The organism is Paenibacillus sp. 01T47 (assembly GCF_056398245.1).
Map to the genome: position 1 here is coordinate 49,202 of NZ_JBFTPA010000001.1, position 17,578 is coordinate 66,779.

Genomic DNA, 17,578 nt, shown 5'->3' on the forward strand with positions numbered 1-17,578 from the left:
GGGTGCGAATTTATAATCTGGCAGGGGTTAAAGAGATTAATTAATGAGACTCGAAGCAGCCACAAACCCAGCAGCAGCAAGGGATTCTCAATTATTGCTCAGATATTCTGAGTGAATAAGAATTGGTCATTGCCCGGCGGAAGCTTCGGCTTGTAAGATGCAGACATGAAACCATATGAGCAGCCAAGTTTAAACAAAATTGTTGGAGGTGGTGAAACCCTTGCCGCAATCTAATCCTGAATTAGCGAACGCAAGTTTATCACAAGGACATGAACCTAAGTGGCAAAAAACGAGAGATTCAAAGTGGTCTCAATTTAAAGTCATTTTAGGCCGAGAAAAATATTTGTACGTATTAGCACTTCCGGGTATTCTCTTCTTTCTTATTTTCAAGTACTTGCCCATATGGGGGCTGGCGTTAGCCTTTAAAAACTATTCCCCATACTTAGGCTTCTGGCAAAGCGAGTGGGTCGGATTCAAATATTTTAATGAGTTTTTCACGAATCCAGACTTCCTGCTTTTATTTAGAAATACGATGGCGATTAGCTTGCTGAACATCGTTTTCTTTTTCCCGATTCCCATTGTTCTCGCTATTCTCATTAATGAGGTTCACAATCGGGCATTTAAGAAAACGATTCAAACGATTATTTATTTACCGCACTTTTTGTCTTGGGTCATTATTGCAGGGATTTGCTTTATAATCCTCGGACAAAGCGATGGTATTATTAACAAGATTATTGTCGAATTAGGCGGCAAGCCGATCGGTTTCTTGACGGAGCCGAATTACTTTTGGGGTTTGTTGACTGCACAGAGCATTTGGAAAGAAGCAGGCTGGGGCACAATTATTTTCCTCGCTGCGATTGCGGGTATTAATCAAGACTTGTATGAGGCGGCGCAAATTGATGGTGCAAACCGTTGGAAGCAAATCGTGAATGTTACGCTGCCGTGCATTAAGAGCACAATTATTGTATTGCTCATTTTGCGGCTTGGACAAGTAATGGAGGTAGGGTTTGAACAAATTTACTTGATGATGAGTTCTCCCGTATCACATGTGGCTGATGTATTCGATACGTATGTATACCGAACAGGCATTCAAAATGGTCGTTTCAGTTATGCGACGGTCGTGGGCATATTTAAATCGGTGGTTGGTCTTATCCTTGTCGTTACAGCCAATCGTTTAGCAAAAAAATTCGGTGAGGAGGGTCTTTACTAATGCATAAGTCCCTCGGTTATAAAGTGACAAACGGCATTATTTATACGGCGCTTGGTCTAATTGGACTCATCACACTGCTGCCTTTCCTATATGTCATTGTTGTTTCCTTTACTGATCCTTCGGAGTATTTGAGAAAGTCGTTAATTATAATTCCAGAGAAGTGGAGCCTTTCCTCCTATAAGTACATTTTATCGACTCCGATGTTTATGCGTTCATTAGGGGTCAGCGGCTTCTTGGCTGTTGTGGGTTCGGCAATCGGTATTATCGTTACAAGCGCCTTGGCTTATGCCTTGTCGCGGAGACGGTTTTTCGGTAAAAAGTTTTTCCTCGTTGCGATTCTAATGACGATGCTGTTCAACCCGGGTATGATTCCGAACTTTCTTTTGGTTGAAAGCTTGGGGCTAATCGATACCGTGTGGGCATTGATTTTGCCAGCTATTACAAGCGCTTGGTACGTATTTTTGATGAGAAATTTCTATCAGGAATTGCCGGAGGAGCTGGAGGAAGCAGCGAAGATCGATGGATGCAATGATATTGGGGTTTTCTTTCGAATTATGTTTCCGATTTCGATGCCAGCAGTCGCTGCGTTCGGGCTATTCTTTGCAGTAGGCTTCTGGAATACGTACTTCAACGGCGTATTGTACATTAATTCGGATGAACTTCGTCCGATGCAGGTTGTGCTGCAAATGATGCTGATTCAAGCTTCAACCAATATAGCGGATCCATCCGTAGCGGCAATGCTGCAGAGTGAGCAAATGCTCCCTCCAGAGACGATCAAGATGGCAGCGGTAGTTGTTGCGTCTCTGCCTATCATTATGGTGTATCCGTTCCTGCAAAAGTATTTTGTAAAAGGTATGCTGGTTGGTTCCGTAAAGGGTTAACGGATAAACGACCATTATATAGGGGTTTACTACAAATAAGGGAGGGTTTTAAAAATGAAAAAAAGTAGCTTTGGCATAACGCTTTTGACGCTCGTTCTTACGACAAGTTTAATTGGCTGTTCGAATGGTGGCGAAGCTAAATCGGCCGGCAATAAAGAGGGTAAACAAAAGCCGGTTGATATTAATATCGGCACGATGACTTATGGTGAATCTCCAAGCAGTGATCTCGAAAGTGTCCAGCAGCTCAACGAAAAACTAAATGTAAAGCTGAGCATCGATTTTTATCCGATTAATAGCTATAAAGAGAAGCTGAATGCTTTGCTTGCTTCCAAGAGCTTGCCTGATGTCATTCTTATTGAGGATATCAATGATCCTGCATTCTCAACCGCAATTGAGCAGGGTGCATTCTGGGATTTGACTCCGTTCTTGCAGGATTATCCGAACCTGGCAGGATATCCGGAGAATGCCATTGAGAACATTAAGTTCAAGGGGAAATCCTACGGTATTCCGCGTGTCCGCCCATTGGATGGACATGAATCTCTCATTATTCGTCAAGATTGGCTTGATAAAGTGGGATTGAAAGCACCAACGACGATGGATGAGCTCTACAAAGTGTTAGAAGCTTTTACAAAAAATGATCCGGACGGCAACGGTAAAAACGATACCTTTGGTATGGTGCAAGCGAGTGTCAGCCCTTATATGATGACGATGTTTGGCGCAGGTACAGCGTGGAAGGAAACGGCTGAAGGCGGTCTTGAGCCATACTGGCTGACAGCTGAAGCAAGAGAAGCGCTTGAATTCTGGAGCAAGGCGTATGGCGATGGTCTTATTACGCCGGACTTGCCCGTAATGAAGCCAAGCCAAGTGAAAGAAATGATGATTCAAGGCAAAGCGGGTATCTCCTTCGGCAATATTAACGAAGCATTTATTTTCGGACAAGAGCTGCAAAAAATTAAGCCTGAAGCAGAATTGAAGGCGTATGAAATTCCAGCTGCCACAGATGGCAAAAAGTACAATGAACAAGCATATGGCTACTATGGGTTGTTCCTAGTCAGCAAAAAGGTTAGTGAAGACAAGCTGAAGAAAATTCTTGAGGTTTATAACGAAACGGCGACTGAAGAAGGCTACAATCTCGTTACCTATGGTATTAAAGACAAGGATTATACCGTATCGGAAGATGGTTCAATCGTTCAAACCGATGAAGGCAAGAAAAAAGCATATGGTACAGCGACGACTGCGCAATGGATTTCCGGTTATTTCAACAAATATCAACGTGCTGAAGGACCTGGCATGCCAGCAGAAGTTAGAGATTACAACCGCCAGCTGGTAGATACCATCTCAGCATCTTCAATTAAGAATCCTGCTGCAGGGCTGCCAACGACTGAAGTATGGATGGAAAAAGGCGGCGATTGGCAGAAGAAGTTTGTTGATATGTACACAAACGTTGTCATCCGCAAAGCAAGCATGGAGGAATGGGACAAGTTTATTAACGGGCTTAAAGCCGACGCCAGCTTCCAGCAGCATCTGAAAGAAACAAGTGATTCTTACAAAGCGTTAGCAAGCAAGTAAGTAAATAAGCCCGGTAAGTTCGAATAGGTCAGTCGAGTTTACCGGGCTTATCTTTTTTATTAGATCATGTAGGGGGAATATGAAGTGGAAAAGTTAAATGGAGCTTTGCAGCTGGAAACGAGATGTATCAGTTCATTGATTAAAGTATTTGCCGATGAAGAACTGCATACAGCTGCGGTAACTAGAGGCTCGGCACTGCTTGGTGAATCCTATTCGTTCCAGGTTGCATATCGGGCAGATGTACTTATGCGGCAGCTGCAGGTTCGGGTGGAGTCCGAGCTTGAGCAAGCATTGACCGTACGAACGGTAGAGCTGGTACCCGCCAATATGGTGAGCTATCACGATGCGGATGAATATGTGCTGAGAAGCACGCCCGGCTTGTATCCAGATGCGTTAATCCCATTTGATGCAAGCCGTGGTTTAACCGGTTATCCCAGCCAATGGCGTTCTCTATGGATAACTGTCGAGGTGCCGATGGATGCGAAAGCAGGTTTATTTGATATTCGTATCTATCTCATCAATGATAGCGGCGAGCAAGTAGGCGAGGAAACATTTACGCTGGAGGTAATTGCGGCAGCACTGCCCGAGCAGTCACTTATCCATACCGAATGGTTCCATGTTGACTGCTTGGCTACCTACTACAAGACGGACGTATTTAGCGAGTACCATTGGCATTTGATTGAGCAATACATCCAAACCGCTGTGAAACATGGAATGAATATGATTTTGACCCCTTTGTTTACCCCTCCGTTAGACACGGAAATTGGGGGTGACCGCCCAACCGTGCAGCTCGTTCAAGTTGAATGCGTGGGGGATGATTACCGATTTACTTTTGAAAAATTAAAGCGCTGGATTGCACTATGTGACCGCAGCGGCGTGAAATATTTTGAGTTCTCTCATCTCTTTACACAATGGGGTGCCAAGCATGCACCGAAGGTAGTCGCCACAGTTGATGGTCAGGAGAAGCAGCTGTTTGGCTGGGATACGGATTCCAAGGATTCAGAGTACACCGAATTTCTTACGTTATTTTTGCACGAGTTAGTGTCATTTATAAAAGAAAATGATTTAGAGAAGCGGGTTTATTTCCATCTGTCGGATGAGCCAAACCTTGCGGACATGGACACCTATCGCGCAGCGAGTGAGCTTATTGGACCGATTTTGGAAGGATTTCCGATCATTGATGCACTCTCAGAGTATGAATTTTATGAAAGTGGTCTAATTAAGCATCCCATTCCGGCTAGCAATGCGATTCAGCCGTTTCTTGAACACGGAGTAGAGGGATTATGGTCGTATTATTGCTGCGCCCAATATAAGCTCGTGTCTAATCGCTTTCTCCATATGCCGTCATCGCGCAATCGTGTATTAGGCATGCAGCTGTATAAGCTGAAGCTTGCAGGTTTCTTGCATTGGGGCTATAACTTCTGGTATGCGCAGTTCTCGAAGTATCCAATTAATCCGTTTCAAGTGACGGATGCTGGGGGCGGTTTTCCAGCGGGGGATGCATTTCTCGTATATCCAGGTGCTGAAGGGCCAATTGAGTCAATTAGGCTGGAGGTGCTTACAGAAGCATTGCAGGATCTGCGAGCGCTTGAGCTTCTAGAGCGGAGTACCTCACGAGAAGCGGTAATTGCTTTGCTCGAAGATGGCTTAGAGCAGGAACTATCCTTTGAAGCATATCCGCGTGAGACGGAATGGTATATCCGCAAGCGTGAGGAAATTAATCATTTAATCGGCGAGCATGCAAAAGCAAAGCAGTAACGCAAAGTAGACTACATTTAGTTCATGAGCAGAGGAGTAAGTGACATGGCATCATTCAAAGTGCAAGGTAATCAATTTCTTTATGAGGATAATCCGATAACGATTTTGTCGGGGGCGATTCATTATTTCCGTGTTATTCCGGGGTATTGGAAGGATCGATTGCTTAAGCTGAAAGCCTGCGGTTTTAATACAGTTGAAACGTATGTCGCATGGAATATGCACGAGCCGCAGGAAGGTAAGTTCTGTTTCACGGGAATGGCGGATATTGTAGCGTTTATCGAGATAGCAGCAGAGCTGGAATTGCATGTCATTGTACGTCCAAGTCCTTACATTTGTGCGGAGTGGGAGTTCGGCGGCATGCCGGCTTGGCTGCTTGCTGAGGATGGAATGCGCTTGCGCTGCAATGACGAGTTATTTTTATCAAAAGTAGATGCTTATTATGATGTGCTGCTGCCGATGCTGAAGCCTTTGTTATGTACAAACGGCGGTCCAATTATTGCAATGCAAATTGAGAATGAGTACGGCAGCTATGGCAATGATCTAAAGTATCTTGAGCATATCAAGGAAAGCATGATTTCGCGCGGAATGGACGTTCTGCTGTTTACCTCAGATGGCCCGGAAGATTTTATGCTGCAGGGCGGGATGATTCCGGGTATTCTTGAAACCGTAAACTTTGGTTCGAGAACAGAGGAAGCTTTTAACAGCTTAAAGCAAGTCCAGCCGGACAAGCCGCTCATGTGCATGGAGTATTGGAATGGTTGGTTCGATCACTGGAACAAGCCGCATCATACGCGGGATGCACAGGAAGCGGTGCAAGTGTTTGAGGATATGCTGAATGCTGGCGGATCGGTTAACTTCTATATGTTCCATGGAGGTACGAATTTCGGATTCTATAATGGAGCCAACAACCACGGGAAATATGAGCCGACGGTAACGAGCTATGACTATGATAGTCCACTAACCGAGTGGGGGGATATTACGGAAAAATACGTCCTGTTAAGGGAACTAATCGCAAAACATTTTGGCACGGCGTTAATGCCGCTTCCGGAGCCTGTTCGCAAAATGGAATATGGCCATGTTCAAATGAAGCCGGTCGCGCCGTTGTTCGACGTGCTGCCGCTGCTGTCGACACCCGTGCAGCGCACTTGCCCTGAACCGATGGAGAAGCTCGGACAGGATTATGGATTTATTTTATATACAACAAAGGTTTCGGGCCCAAGACTCAATTGTTCACTTGTTTTGCAGGAGGTTCACGATCGCGCGCTCGTATTTTTAGATGGAGAGTATAAGGGAGTTATCGAACGCTGGGACCCACAGCCAAGCGAGTTCGATGTGCCGGAGGGCGGGGCAGAGCTTCGTATTCTAGTCGAGAATATGGGCAGAACCAACTATGGACCGTATTTGCGAGATTATAAAGGGATTACTGAAGGGGTGAGATTAGGCTTCCAATTTCTATATGATTGGACGATTCATTCGCTGCCGCTTCATAATATTGCTCAACTTGAGCAAGCGCCTGCTGCTGAAGAGCGAGTACCAGACATAAATGGACCAACCTTCTACCAAGGCTCCTTCCACATCGAGCAGGAGTCGGATATTGCAGATACCTTCCTGGCACTTGAAGGCTGGACCAAAGGAATTGTATTCGTAAATGGCTTTAACCTCGGACGTTACTGGGAAGCAGGGCCGCAGAAGACGCTTTATGTTCCAGGTCCGCTGCTTCGTACCGGTGCAAATGAAATTGTAGTGTTCGAACTGCATGGAGCGAAGACGCTGCAAGTGACGCTTCAAGAGACACCTGATTTGGGGTAGTGCAAAGTATTGCAAAGTAATACCATCATGAACTGGAGATTGGAGAGGGTTCATTCATGAAGATCAGGAAGAAGTCTATTTCAATTGTAGTGGTATGCTGTATGGCATTTCAGCTTTTGTTTGCGGGGCTGCCTATGCTTGGCGATCAAGCGGTTGCGAGTGCGAATACAATGGTCAATTTGATTGCTAATGGCGGCTTTGAGGAAGGCAGCCTAATACCGGATAAAGGTTGGCAGGATGGAGGAAGACCAACGGGCTGGGGTGTATGGCGCGCAATGGAAGGCAATCAGAATGTATCTGTTACGGAGGCTGTCTATCACACGGGAACACGATCAGTGCAAGTGAAACACGACAAGCTTGCTAGAACAGACATCGTTCCTGATCCGCTTGTTCCGATTACACCAGGGCAGACCTATAAGCTGCAGGCTTGGATGAAGACGGATCAAGTGCTGCCGGAAAATGTGAGTAAAGGCGTATATGTTCGTACACAGTATTGCGGTGCTGATGGGAAAAAGATTGAAGACGGTCCTTATCTTCCTTATGTAAAAGGGACAACGGATTGGACCTCTTATGAACTGCTGCTGCAGGTTCCAGATAAGCCGCAAATTGCCAGCTTTAAGGTTGAAATATTTTTTGAGACGGGTACAGGGACTATATGGATTGACGATGTAACGCTCACTCCATTCAAAGATATTACGTCCATCGCGCTTAGTCCACAAAACGTGAACATGGATAAGGAGCAAAAAGTCCAGCTGATTCCTACTGTGGCACCTGCGAATGCACCGATGGATGACCTGATTTGGAGCTCCTCCAATTCGCTAGTAGCAACGGTTCAAAACGGCGAAGTAACGGCTCATGATTATGGTACGGCGGTGATTACTGCTGCGACGAGCGATCGTAGAGTATCCGCACAAAGCTTTGTTACGGTAGAATCGGAAGCACAGAAAAAAGCGTATGAAACGCTTCGCAAAAAATGGGCGGCAAAGCTGGTTGGCGGAGAAGGGATCGATATGAATGATCCTGAGCTTGCCGCAAACGTTGAAGCCTTAGTAAACCGAATGACGAATAAAGAAGGTACCGGAAGATGGGACAAGCTGAATAAAGCTGTTGATGCGGATGCATTATGGGAAGACGTCATCAGCAAAACTCAAAATGATTCGTGGCGAATTTCCTGGGCGTACGGCATTATTCGAGATCTCTCGTTGGCTTATTCGATGAAAGGCTCCTCTCTTTTTCAAAATGAAGACTTAAAAAACGATATTATTCAGGCGATGGAATGGATGCTGAAGTATCAATACAATTCCAGCAAGAAGATTACAGGAAACTGGTGGGATTGGGAGATCGGAACACCGCAGGAAATTATGAATATCCTATCGCTCATGTATGATGTAATACCGCCAGATTTGATTGCGAAATATATTGAAGCGATTGATAAGTTCGTGCCCGACCCAAAGAAACGTGTAGCGAACTCAGCAACAATTGAGACAGGAGCAAACCTGCTTGATAAAGCACTCGTTGTGACGCTGCGTGGCATTGTAGGTCAACATGCCGCTAAAGTCATGCAGGGACGAGATTCGATTGCGGATGAGTTCTTGTATGTGAAGAAGGGGGATGGGCTTTATGAGGATGGTTCCCTCGTTCAACATACAAACATAGCGTATACTGGCGGTTATGGTGCGGTATTGCTCGGAAGAATGGCTGATCTGTTTTATATTTTTGCAGATTCAGAGTGGGTGATTTCAGACCCGAGTGCAAGCAATGTTTATAACTGGGTAAAAGATTCTTTTGAACCGCTTTTATATAAAGGTGCGATTCTGGACTCGGTCAAAGGTCGCAGCATTTCTCGTGCAGCCGATTCTGATCATATTACAGGGCGCTCCATTATAATGACACTTCTGCGACTGGCTCAGTCTGCGCCGCCAGCCATAGCAGATGAAACCAAAAGTATGGTGAAGGAATGGGTACGTTCTGACACGACATTTGAAAACTATTACGATGGATTGCCATTATATGAACTTCACTTATTAAAGCAATTAATGCAGGATGACAGCGTTGCTCCTCGTGGCGAGCTTGTGCATACGCAAATGTTCGCAGGTATGGATCGTGCGGTTCAGCTTCGTCCTGACTTCGGGCTTTCTATCAGTATGTTCTCGGATCGCATTGCAGCGTTTGAATATGGCAATGGCGAGAATAAGAAGGGCTGGTACACCGGAATCGGAATGACAAATGTGTACAATAGCGACTTGAAGCAGTTTAGTGATCATTATTGGCCAACGATTGATAGCTATAGGCTGCCCGGAACAACAACGGATCGTTCTTACAGAGAGCCCGCAGAATGGGGCAATTATATGAATGGAAAGGACTGGGTTGGCGGCTCAGTGATCGATGATTACTATGGGGCTGTGGGTATGGAATTCTCGCTTGCAGGCAGTACAGGGAGCTCCTTGCAAGGGAAAAAATCATGGTTTTTGTTTGATGATGAAATGGTTGCAATAGGCTCTGATATTGTTAACAACACGGCGAGCATGACTGAAACGATCGTTGAGAACCGTCAGCTGACCGAAGCGGGTACCAATAAGCTTATTGTGAACGGTCATGAAATGCCAACAAGCTTAGGCTGGCAGGAGCAAATGACGGATGTGAAATGGGCTCATATGGAGGGCAATGCGGCCGGTTCTGATATCGGATACGTATTCCCTTCGGGAGAAAAAGTAACAGGCAAACGTGAAGCGCGCGAGGGAGCGTGGAGCGAAATTAATAAGGGTGGCCCAGCGGATGTAGTGAAGCGCAATTATTTAAGCCTTGCCATTGAGCATGGCATATTGCCGACAGCTGGCACTTATGAATATGTGCTGCTTCCAGGCAAGACGCCGGAGCAAACAGCTGCATATGAAGCGAATCCCGACATTCAAGTACTGGCTAAAACGGAGAAGGTTCATGCTGTAAAAGAAACGAAGCAGCAGGTTACAGGTTTGAATTTCTGGCAGGCGTCTGCTTTCCAGTATGTGAAGACCGATAAACCTATTTCCATGATGATGAAGGAGAAAGGCAGTGAGCTTACCATTGCGATTGCTGAGCCTACACAGAAGCAGGGCGTGGTAACGGTTGACCTCGGTAAAATAGGATTGCAGATCATTGCACAAGATCCGAGCATTCAGGTCGTGCAAACTTTCCCGTATACTCGCTTGGCAATCCATACGCAAGGATCAGCAGGAAAAGTCCATACGATTACGTTGAAGGTTGATCCGAGCCAGACGATCAATATGGAAGCCATGCAGCCGGAAGAAGGTAAAATTTTTAAAATTCCGGTGATGGAGGATACCTTCGTTCGTAGTGGAGCAAATCATGCCAATGTGAATAATGGCTCCAAAGATTATGTTGAAGTGCGTGAATATGGCGAGGGATATACACAACGATCCTTCATGAAGTTTGACCTCAGCTGCATCTCTGGTGATATGGAGTCTGTAAAGCTGAAGGTCTACGGAAAAATAAATGATGGCGATGCCAAATACGATTCTAATTTGATCGGTGTTCACCGCGTTGAGGACGATTCTTGGAAAGAGACCGAGATGGTGTGGGGCAATCAACCGGCTTATGGTGATGCCATCTCCACAATTGCTTTCCAAAAGGTTGATAAATGGCGTGAATATGAGCTGGCAGACACCGTAAAAGCGGAGCTGCTGCGTGATCAGCGTTTAAGTTTAGCATTGATTGAGCAGCCAGGCGTGAAAGGCTTGAATACACAGATCAAGAGTAAAGAAAACGCTGCGTTTGCGCCATATTTGGAAGTGAAGATGAAGGCATCTGAGGGTGCAAAGGTGACGGAGATTACTGTTACACCACCAGAAGCAACGCTAAAGCAGGGTAAGCAAGTGAAGCTTGAAGCGGCTGTGAAACCAGATCATGCAAAAAACAAACAAATCGTTTGGACTATGAGCGATGAGCATCGTGCCTTAGCAACGCTGCAAGTTAATAATGGACAAGCCGTTGTTACAGGCGTGCTGCCCGGCAAGGTGGAGATTATTGCAGCTTCTGTCGATGGAGGGTATCAAGCGACGGCGACTATTGTAATTGAGGCGGCGGAAGTAAAACCAGATCCGGAGCCAACGCCAAAGCCTGATCCGACACCAACACCGACTCCTGATCCAACGCCGAGCCCGGCACCTGGAGGTTCAGGTTCAAATGAGATAACGATAAAAGAACGGGTTCAAGGCATGCTTGGCGGCGAATTAAAAATGGTCAGTACAGACGAGCAATTGGCGGCTGGGCAGATTTTAGTTTCAATACCGAATGGAGCCCAAAGCGTTCAGCTCTCATCCGCTGCCATTTCGAAGCTGCTGGAGTGGAACCGTGAAGCTATGCTAATTGTGAGCGGGACCAATATGTTTATTACTCTTCCACTAAAGCAGATGGATAATGTTGAAGTGGTCAATGGCTTACGAATCGGAATGGAGCCTATTGCTGAAGACGCAGTTACAACGATTACAGACCATGCCAAAAAATTAGGTGCTTCACTCGTTTATATCACAGACCAAGTTGTAGTGGAGGCGGACTCCTTGCAGCGAATGTACAGCAGCTTGATTAATGCTGGAAAGCTAGAAATGAAATGGACGATAGAAACGAAAGCAATTCCGGCTCATTTGGCGGGGCTGCGTTATGACAAGGAGCGCAAAGCGCTTGTTCCAGTTCCAATGAAGCTAATAGCAGTTGGGAGCGGTGTAGAAGCAACCTTTGACGGTCTGCCAGGAGAAACCTACCTGTTGGTTGAAGCAAACAAGACATTTGCGGATCTTGGGAAGCACTGGGTCAAGGATGATGCGCAATACTTGGCATCTAAGTTTATTATGCAAGGAAGAAATGCAGATACCTTCGCACCTCAGGCGGAAATTACTCGCGCAGAGATGGCTGCTATAATCTCTCGAATGTTGGATCTTGGTGTGAAAGGTTCAAATCTAACGTACACCGATGCAAGCGACATGCAGGGCAGTTGGTACGAGAATGATATCATTCGAGTGCATGAGGCTGGACTGATGAACGGTTATGCAGACGGCTCGTTTAAGCCAGAGCAAACCATTACGCGCCAAGAATTGGCGGTGCTGATTGCTCGCGTCATGAGTAAGATTCAACCAGACTGGATGACCGGGGCAGATACTGCTCAACTTCATATTTTTTCGGATTCCCAAAATATTGCACCATGGAGTGTAAAGGAAGCAGCAGCAGCGGTAAATAATAGACTGCTGCAAGGGGACAAGCAGCAAAGATTTAACCCTGCGGCTTTAGCGACCCGTGCGGAAGCAGCCGCTATCGTGAAGAGAATGCTGGATCAGATATATCGGTAGCTGAGAGGATGGAAGGACATGTGGAAATCGGCAATTGAAGATGCAATGGAGAAGACGAAAAAGAACATCCAGCGTTTTGGGGTTCGCTTCCCGCATGTCAGTGTCAATAACAAGTATGAACTCAATGACAATGAGGATTGGACAAACGGATTTTGGAGTGGAATGCTGTGGTTATGCTACGAATATTCCGGAGATGAAGCTTACCGTGATGCTGCTCGGCTCACGGTAAAGAGCTTCAAGCATCGTATGGAAGAGCATATTGTGCTTGATCATCATGACATTGGTTTCTTATACACCTTATCCTCGCAAGCACAGTGGATTTTGGAGCGGGATGGGGAAGCAAGAGAGCTGACATTACAGGCGGCAGACGTGCTTTTGCGCCGCTTTAGAGAAAAAGGGCAATACATTCAAGCTTGGGGACTGGCTGGAGACGAGAAGCATGGCGGGCGCATGATTATTGATTGCCTCTTGAATCTTCCATTGTTATTTTGGGCTTATCAACAAACAGGCGATGAGCGTTATTATAAGGTTGCCATTAAGCAGGCAGATCAAAGCCGCCGCTACCTTGTGCGAGGTGACGACAGCTCCTATCATACCTTCGTTTTTAATGAAGAAACCGGTGAGGCGCTAGGCGGCGCAACACATCAAGGGTACACCAACGGATCGACATGGGCTCGCGGCCAAGCATGGGGTATTTATGGCTTTTCACTTGCCTATCGCTACACCGGGAATATGGCGTATTTGGATACAGCGAAACGGATGGCAGCCTATTTCCTCTCAAAGCTGCCAGAGGATGATGTAGCTTACTGGGACTTTGATGTTCAGGTCGAGGAAGGGACGTACCGAGACAGCTCTGCTTCTGCGATTACAGCCGCGGGCTTGCTGGAGTTAATGAGTCATCTGGACGATAATGATCCAGATCGCGCTGAATTTGAACGGAAGCTGAATTTGTCGATGACCTCACTTGTTCGTCATTACTCCACGATGGGAGAAGAGGCAGAAGGGTTATTAAAGCATGGCTCTTATTATGTAAGAGGCAATACAGCGCCGGATGATTTTATGATCTGGGGAGACTACTTTTACCTTGAGGCACTTATGCGGATGGAAAAAGGAATAAAAGGTTACTGGTACGAGTAAATGGAGTAAGAGAGCAGGCTCTTACTTGTTATTTTTATTTGCTATGAATTTAGACCCGCTGTCTCATTTATCTCCAATACGCGAGATCGGCACCGTCTTTGGTACGCTGCTCGGGATTTTAGTCCTGAAAGAGCAGCAGGGGAAAATGCGGATTGTGATGTCGATCGCAATTACCACAGGAATTATAATAATAGGCACGCTTGGATAGTTACAGAATTATAGGATATGGAAGGTGAATAACCATGAATAAAGGACAAATTGCCGTTAAGCTGGAGCAGAATAACAGCTATTTTCCGATTGCGGTTGAAGAAGAGTACGACTGGCTTGCGATTCGCTTTACGTATGAGAAGGAAAACTCGTGGGGAAGATTGCATTTATTCGATGCGGAGAACAATATTCGCTTCTGCTTCCTAGATGGTGGAAACGAACGGCTAATCGTCGTTCATAAGCAGGTAGAATTTACGAGTCCCATAGCGATGCCCGGTCCCATTGTTCAAGGCGTATGGAGGCTTGAGGTTTCAAATGAAGAGGGCAGAATGTTCGAAGCAGAATGGGAGTTTGGACATGGCGCTCTGCCGGCGGAATATGAATCGACTCAGCTGCAGGGCGGGCGTGAATATTGGAGCACTGGCAATTTGGATGCTGGCGTCACGATGGACAACTACGACTGGGCGAAGGTGTGGAAGACGGGGAGCCGCTATTACAAAGGTGATTTCCACACACATACAATATTGTCCGATGGTAAAATGACACAGCTTATGAACCGTGAGCAAGCGGTAAAACAGGGTCTGGATTTCTTTGTAGCGACGGATCACAATGTACTGTCTACATCATGGGCGAAAGGAGAGGCACTTGTTATTCCCGGCGTAGAAGTCACAGCTGGTGACGGGCACTGGAATGCACTTGGTCTAAGGAAATGGATCGATTGGAGAGCGACTGCACAAGACGGTGGCTTGACGACGCAGCAGGGAATGGACCGATTAATGAAGGAAGCGGCGGAGCTCGGAGCGGTCTGCTCCATCAATCATCCGATGCTGGCACCTTGGGCATGGCTATATGGGGAGACGCAGCTAAAGGGATTACACTCCATGGAAATATGGAATGATCCGACCTTTTCTCCAAACACTGTAGCTACCGAGAAGGCATTGCAGCTTTGGACGGCAAGCTGGAATGAAGGTTATCGTATTACGGGAATTGGCGGTTCTGACTCACATATGCTGCCTACAGATAAATATGAAGATAGCCCTATTCCTTCTTTAATTGGCGACCCATCCACCTATGTATGGTGTGATGATTTGAGTGCAGACAACGTATTAGAAGGCGTGAAAAACGGGCATGTTTATGTGTCGCGCGGACCCGTGCTTGAAGCGTCGATTCAAGTCAGCGGCCACGATTACCGATTCGGCTGTGATTTGAATGATGCGTTTAGTTTGGGGAAAAGCATTGCTGCATCCCATGAAGTGAACTGCACATTAAGTGTAGCGAGTGATGTGTTCGCTCGAGTAACCTTAATTCACAACGGTATTGCTGAATCAGTGAAGGAAGTTTCTGCGGCGGCTGCGGGAGAAGCGCCAGCGGCGCTGGAATGGATTATACCTTGGGAAGAAGGCGCGTATAACTGGTATCGCTTTGATATTCGCGATGAAGCGGGAATGCTGCTCGCCTTTACGAACCCGTTCTATTACGGTTCTAAGACGCCGCAGATAACCTCTTTTAAAGAGCTCTTGGCAAGCGCGAATTTGACGCAAGAGGGTTAGGGCAGGCTTTCGTATACGCTGGAGCTTATACATTTCATATTAAACAAGCCCGTGACGGCGATGATTGTGTAGTCATCATCCGTTCACGGGCTTTTAGTCTAATTATTCATTCAGTTCAATTAGAAAGGGTTCAAAACATGGAAGAAGACGTTTGGCGATGCCATCCGATAATAATAGCTGCACCAGCCTACTCCTTTGTGGTTGAAGCGGTTTACTGTGCTGTACACCAACCGTTCCTGTTCCAGCTCTTCGATCCTCGCAATCTGTCCCTCTACATAGTCCATAATTCTAACGGACGCAGTATCCAAGCGACTAATAATTCCGCCATAACGAATGTCGATGACTTCCCAACCAAATGGTTTGAACATGCGCAGCCACTGCGAGCGATGTGCTAATCGAAGCTCACGTACTGCCTCTGCAATAGCGGTCAGCTCATTCATGGCTAGGTGTCTCAGTTTATCATTATCCTTTGAATCATAGGCTTGCTTAAGCGTAATGCCGATTTCGCTCTTTAGCTTCAATACGGCGCACAGCTTCTCAGGCATCTCGAATAAATAATCAAGCGCAGCATCCTTATCGCGTTTATTATGAATTTGCAGCTCTAAGTTGGCATAGTGACTGTCCAGATCCAGCTCTTCAATTTGATTGTCGAACATCCCGAGCAGCACATCTTGGTATAGTAGAAACTTCGAAGGGTTGCTTTGCTTGCTGTTGTTTGGCTCCGATCCTGGAATTTCGTCGAGATCCTTCAACTGCATGAAAGCTTCTGCTTCTATTCCAGTACAAAACTTAACTCGTTCTGCCAGCTGTTCTTGCGTTGGTTTTTGTTCGGAGTAAGCGTGCTCCGCATAAAGCTGAAGACCAAGCAACGCTGCGAATGGATTTCCCTCATTGCCGTCGTCGCCCCACATGGTCGCATATACTTCGCGGATGCCTTGCTGTTTGCACACTTGCAGCGCAACATCTGAAGCGTTCAGCGATAAGCCGTAATTCACGCCGAATGTGTTGAAAATCCAAACGGCTCCTGCGAATACTAAATTACAGCCGAGCGGCCGATGATTAGCGATAACCCTCTCGTAATCCTCAGCTTCCAAATGTACATAATCCCAATACACCATATCGACATCTTTGGGAATGCGGCTTGCCATCTCCTCTGGAATGGAGGTATCTTTATCGTAATACTCATCGCCATTCCCGGAAGCGAGCTTGAGGAACATATCGCTCCACATCATTGGTTTCAAGCCGCGGCTGCGAGCGACCTCGAGTACCTTCTCCAAATGTGAAGTCATAATAGTAAAACGGCTTTCGTAACCATTCAAGTCCAAGTATTTGCCGCGGCCAAGTTCCTCTGCTTCGTCCATTCCGATATGAAGCTTGCGACTGCGGAACGGAGAGCTGGCAGCATCAATCATTTTTTCGATTAGCTTATCTGTCCGTTCGTCACCGACGAGCAAGGCGCCTTTCGTATCGCGGTAATGCTTGATCGGCTCCCATTTTAGAAATTCCTCCAAATGCGCGAGTGTTTGTATGCTTGGGAAAGCTTCGATGCCGAATAGGTCGGCATAATCGTCAATTTCCTTCAGCTCCGCTTGCGTATAGCGGCCCCGCATGTAGCCAAAATACGGTTCGCCTTCAATTTCGTATGTATCCTCCATGTACAGCATGACTGTGTTCATTCCCATTAAAGCCATCTTATTCAGCATGGATTTAAAGCCCTCTAAAGTAAGCACCGCGTTGCGGGAAAGATCAAACATAGGTCCAATTTGATCGAACTGCTGCTTCTCACGAATATGGAATGTGCTGCTCTTGCGGCTATGTTGAATGAGCAAGCCAAGTCCGCGGAAAAATTGATGTTTTTGTCCATAACGAATATAAGCCTTGTCCTGTTCAAGGCCAACTTCCAGTTCACCTTCGGATGCTTCGATGTGAACGGGCAGCCCGTCCTCTTGCAAGTCAATTCCCAGCTCCTTTATGAGCAGCTGTGCGCCAGGCATTAGCTCCGCAATCTGGCCCTCGAAACGTAACTTCATATGATCCTCCTCCAGCATTTCGGATGTTGTGAAGATGATAACCACAAATAATTTAATGCTATTCCAACCATTTGATGAAAGCAATAAG

General features: G+C 46.3%; 9 protein-coding genes and 1 pseudogene. 9 read left to right on the forward strand and 1 reads right to left on the reverse strand.

Annotation, left to right across the window (positions count from 1 at the left end; all coding sequences use genetic code 11):
• Positions 1-220: 220 nt before the first annotated feature.
• The 9 genes and pseudogenes from AC1DOV_RS00210 (at position 221) to AC1DOV_RS00250 (ending at position 15,460) form a co-directional block, all read left to right on the forward strand.
• Positions 221-1,210 (forward strand): ABC transporter permease, encoded by a 990-nt coding sequence (locus AC1DOV_RS00210; protein ID WP_076270688.1) that lies wholly within the window; start codon positions 221-223, stop codon positions 1,208-1,210.
• Positions 1,210-2,091 (forward strand): carbohydrate ABC transporter permease, encoded by an 882-nt coding sequence (locus AC1DOV_RS00215; RefSeq protein WP_076270687.1) that lies wholly within the window; start codon positions 1,210-1,212, stop codon positions 2,089-2,091. The genes AC1DOV_RS00210 and AC1DOV_RS00215 overlap by 1 nt, the downstream gene beginning before the upstream one ends.
• A 54-nt stretch (positions 2,092-2,145) precedes the next feature.
• A complete protein-coding gene (locus tag AC1DOV_RS00220; protein WP_477548844.1) occupies positions 2,146-3,660 on the forward strand; it encodes an extracellular solute-binding protein in 1,515 nt (504 codons plus the stop codon).
• A gap of 84 nt (positions 3,661-3,744) precedes the next feature.
• A complete protein-coding gene (locus AC1DOV_RS00225; RefSeq protein WP_477548845.1) occupies positions 3,745-5,418 on the forward strand; it encodes a DUF4091 domain-containing protein in 1,674 nt (557 codons plus the stop codon).
• 45 nt (positions 5,419-5,463) lie between these two features.
• Positions 5,464-7,227 (forward strand): glycoside hydrolase family 35 protein, encoded by a 1,764-nt coding sequence (locus AC1DOV_RS00230; protein ID WP_477548846.1) that lies wholly within the window; start codon positions 5,464-5,466, stop codon positions 7,225-7,227.
• Between the two features lie 56 nt (positions 7,228-7,283).
• A complete protein-coding gene (locus tag AC1DOV_RS00235) occupies positions 7,284-12,566 on the forward strand; it encodes a polysaccharide lyase family 8 super-sandwich domain-containing protein (RefSeq protein ID WP_477548847.1) in 5,283 nt (1,760 codons plus the stop codon).
• Between the two features lie 18 nt (positions 12,567-12,584).
• Positions 12,585-13,703 (forward strand): glycoside hydrolase family 88 protein, encoded by a 1,119-nt coding sequence (locus tag AC1DOV_RS00240; protein ID WP_477548848.1) that lies wholly within the window; start codon positions 12,585-12,587, stop codon positions 13,701-13,703.
• A gap of 16 nt (positions 13,704-13,719) precedes the next feature.
• Positions 13,720-13,911 (forward strand): annotated as a pseudogene (locus tag AC1DOV_RS00245) (DMT family transporter); the annotation flags it as partial.
• A gap of 34 nt (positions 13,912-13,945) precedes the next feature.
• A complete protein-coding gene (locus AC1DOV_RS00250; RefSeq protein WP_477548849.1) occupies positions 13,946-15,460 on the forward strand; it encodes a CehA/McbA family metallohydrolase in 1,515 nt (504 codons plus the stop codon).
• Between the two features lie 119 nt (positions 15,461-15,579).
• Here the strand turns inward: AC1DOV_RS00250 and AC1DOV_RS00255 are convergent, their stop codons facing one another.
• On the reverse strand, positions 15,580-17,490 hold the full coding sequence (locus AC1DOV_RS00255; RefSeq protein WP_477548850.1) for a family 20 glycosylhydrolase: 1,911 nt from the start codon (positions 17,488-17,490) through the stop codon (positions 15,580-15,582).
• Positions 17,491-17,578 lie beyond the last annotated feature (88 nt).